The following is a 3,041-nucleotide window of genomic DNA, read 5'->3' as shown; positions in this document are numbered from 1 at the left end:
CGAAGCGCAAAGATCGCGGGTGCGTCCCGACGTGCCAGTGTTGTGCATGGGTTTGTGGGGCCCAGAATGAGGTGAGCATAGGGGTCTACCTCAACCAACAACATCAGGACGGGCGGGGGGGGGGGGGGGGGGGGGGGGGGGGGGGGGTGGGGGGGGGGGGGGGGGGGGTGGGGGTTGGGGGGGGGGGGGTTGGGTTGGGGGGGGGCGTGGGGTGGGGGCGGCGGGGTTTGGGGTCGGGGGGGTGGGGAGGCCGGTGACGGTGGCTTCGCCGGTGCGGTCGACCGTGACGTGCACCGGACTGTTGGCCACGCGGAGGCCGTCGACCCCTACGGCACCCAACTCTGCTCCCGCCAGGGGCGCCAGTCGGACCGTGCCGCCCGGTACGTCCGGGTAGAGCCCCGTGGCGGCCTGGAGCAGCAGCACCGCGCCCGCCGCGGCCCACGCCTGCGGCCGGCACGAGGCCGGGTACGGCACCGGGCGGCCCGCCACTGCCCGGGCGTCGCCGCCGTACAGCTCCGGCATCCGGTAGTCGAACGCCTCGGCGGCGCTGAGCAGCCCCTCGGCCAGGCCGAGTGCGGCCCCGCGGTGCCCGGCACGGGCCAGCCCACCGAGCACGATCGCGGTGTCGTGGGTCCAGATCGAGCCACAGTGGTACGACAGCGGGCTGAAGCCGGCGTCGTCGCTGGACATGGTCCGTAGCCCGAACCCGGCGGCCATGCCGTCGGTGGTGAGCAGGTGCGCGACCTGGGCCTCCTCGTCGCGGTCGAGCAGGCCGGTGCCGAGCAGGTGGCCGATGTTGCTGGTCAGCGAGTCGACCGGGCGCTTGTCGCGGTCGAGGGCCAGCGCGGGTTGCGGTCCGTGGCGACCGTCGACCCAGAAGCTCCTCCGGAACCGGCCGACCAGCGCGGCGGCGTGCTCGCGCCAGCGGTCGGCGCCCGGTCGACCGAAGGCGTCCAGCAGGGCGGCGCCGTTCACGGCGGCCTCGTGCGCGTACCCCTGCACCTCGGCCAGCACGATCGGCGCGGTGGCCAGGGTGCCGTCGCGGAACCGGACGGCGTCACCGGAGTCCTTCCAACCCTGGTTGGACAGCCCGTGCCCGGTGGTGTCGACGTACTCGACCAGGCCGTCACCGTCCGGGTCAGCGTGCTCGCCGAGCCAGCGCAGCGCCGCCTCCAGGTGCGGCAGCAGGGGCTCGATCTGCTCGGCGGGCATTCCCCACCGCCACGCGTCGTGCAGCAGGTTGACCCAGAGCATGGTGGCGTCGACGGTGCCGTAGTACGCCGGTGGAAGGCGCAGGCCGTTGTCGGGCAGGGCGAACGTGTGGCGGCGCAGCTCGTGCAGGATCTTGCCGGGGGCCTCGCCGGTCGTCGGGTCGATCCGGGTGCCCTGCCGGCGGGCGAGCACCCGCAGGGTGCCGGCGGCCAGGTCGGTGCCGAGCGGCAGCATCATCCGGGCGGCCCAGAGGCTGTCCCGGCCGAACAGGGTGAGGAACCAGGGCACCCCGGCGCCGAGGAACACGTCGCCGGGTGCGCCGGTCTCGGCCAGTCGGAGGCCGCGCAGGTCGTCCAGGCTGCGGTCGAGCAGTCGGACGAGCCGTCGGTCGTCGGCGGTCACCTCGGGTCGGGACCACTCGGGCTCGCCGGCCGGGCCGACGACGACGGCGCGCGGGTCGTCGACGGTCACCTGCCAACGCAGCAGGGTCTCGCCGCCGGGGGGCAGGTCGACCGGCCAGACCAGCCGGGGCGCGGTGGCCCGCATGCCGTCGGCGCGTACGTCGGCGCCGGGCGCGGTGACGGTGACGGTGATCCCGGTGCCCGACCAGGTGAGCGTGCCCGGCTGGCCGGTCGTGGCCGCCAGCGCGTCGGTGGCGCCACCGGACTTGACGACCTCGATGGGTGCCAGGTCGCAGCCGAGGTCGACGGAGACGGTGGCCCGTACGTCGACCGTGGCGGTGGAGACGATCCGCAGCTCCTCGGTGAGGCCGTTGCGGGTGGCCCGGCGGACGCGGTCGACCCGGACGGTGGGGTCGGGAGTGGGGTCGCCGAGCCAGCGGGCCAGGCTCACGAACTGTGCGCCGTGCGGGCCGTCGTCGGCGTGGGTCAGCCCTTCCAGCTCCCGCTCGTCGACCCGCAGCTCGGCGCGGGAGAGCACCCGGGCATCGGCGTGGAAGACGCCCTGGACGCCGGTCGGGCGGATCTGCCCGGTCGCGTCCCCCAGCGCGCTGGTCGGGGCGAAGAGCACCCCGACCAACTCGTGCAGGAGGGGTTGCAGCTGGCGTTCGATCACGGTGTGGCTCCAGATCCTCGGGGTGCGGGGCGGACGTCTTGACAACGCGCCCCTGGCGGTGCAAAGTGCGAAACATTCCAGAAACTTGAACGATCCAATCCTGCCTTATCCAAATTGGATCGTTCAAGATGGCGAGAGGGATTAAGTGGCCGAAAAGGTGACCATCGCGACGGTGGCCCGGCACGCCCGAGTCAGCCGGCAGACGGTGTCCAACGTGCTCAACAGCCCGCACATCGTGCGGCAGGAGACCCGTCAGCGGGTCGAGGACGCGATCAACGCGCTCGGCTACCGGGCCAACCAGGCCGCCCGACAGATGCGCACCGGCCGGTCCCGCCTCATCGCCGCCCGGATCGACCCGACCCGCGACGGCATCAACGGCTCCGTGCTCGACCGCTTCCTGCACGGCCTCACCGAGACCGCCGACGCCGCCGGCTACCGGGTGCTGCTCTACACCGCCACCGACGACGACCGGGAGATCGCCACCTACGGCGACCTGCTCGGCACCTACGAGCTGGACGCGTTCGTGCTGGTGGGCACCAAGTACGGCGACCCGCGTACCGAATGGCTCGCCGACCGGGACGTGCCGTTCGTGACCTTCGGTCGCCCGTGGGACGCGCTCGACGCGCACCCCTGGGTGGACGTGGACGGCGCCGCCGGCACCGCCCAGGCCACCCGGCGTCTGCTCGACGCCGGCCACCGGCGGATCGCCTTCATCGGCTGGCCGGTCGGCTCCGGCGTCGGCGACGACCGGCGGG

Annotated in this window: 2 protein-coding genes; one reads left to right on the top strand and one right to left on the bottom strand. The window is 73.8% G+C overall.

Going from position 1 to position 3,041, the window contains the following annotated elements; all coding sequences use genetic code 11:
- Positions 1-90: 90 nt before the first annotated feature.
- Entirely contained in the window at positions 91-2,286 is a 2,196-nt protein-coding gene (locus PSH25_RS24185; RefSeq protein ID WP_238661254.1) for an amylo-alpha-1,6-glucosidase, read from the bottom strand.
- A gap of 145 nt (positions 2,287-2,431) precedes the next feature.
- Here PSH25_RS24185 and PSH25_RS24180 point away from each other — a divergent pair.
- A partial coding sequence (locus tag PSH25_RS24180; RefSeq protein WP_238661253.1) for a LacI family DNA-binding transcriptional regulator occupies positions 2,432-3,041 on the top strand: 610 nt, incomplete at its 3' end.

The organism is Micromonospora foliorum, from assembly GCF_022229015.1.
Taxonomy (GTDB): Bacteria; Actinomycetota; Actinomycetes; order Mycobacteriales; family Micromonosporaceae; genus Micromonospora; species Micromonospora foliorum.
This window is presented reverse-complemented; position numbering and strand designations above follow the sequence as displayed.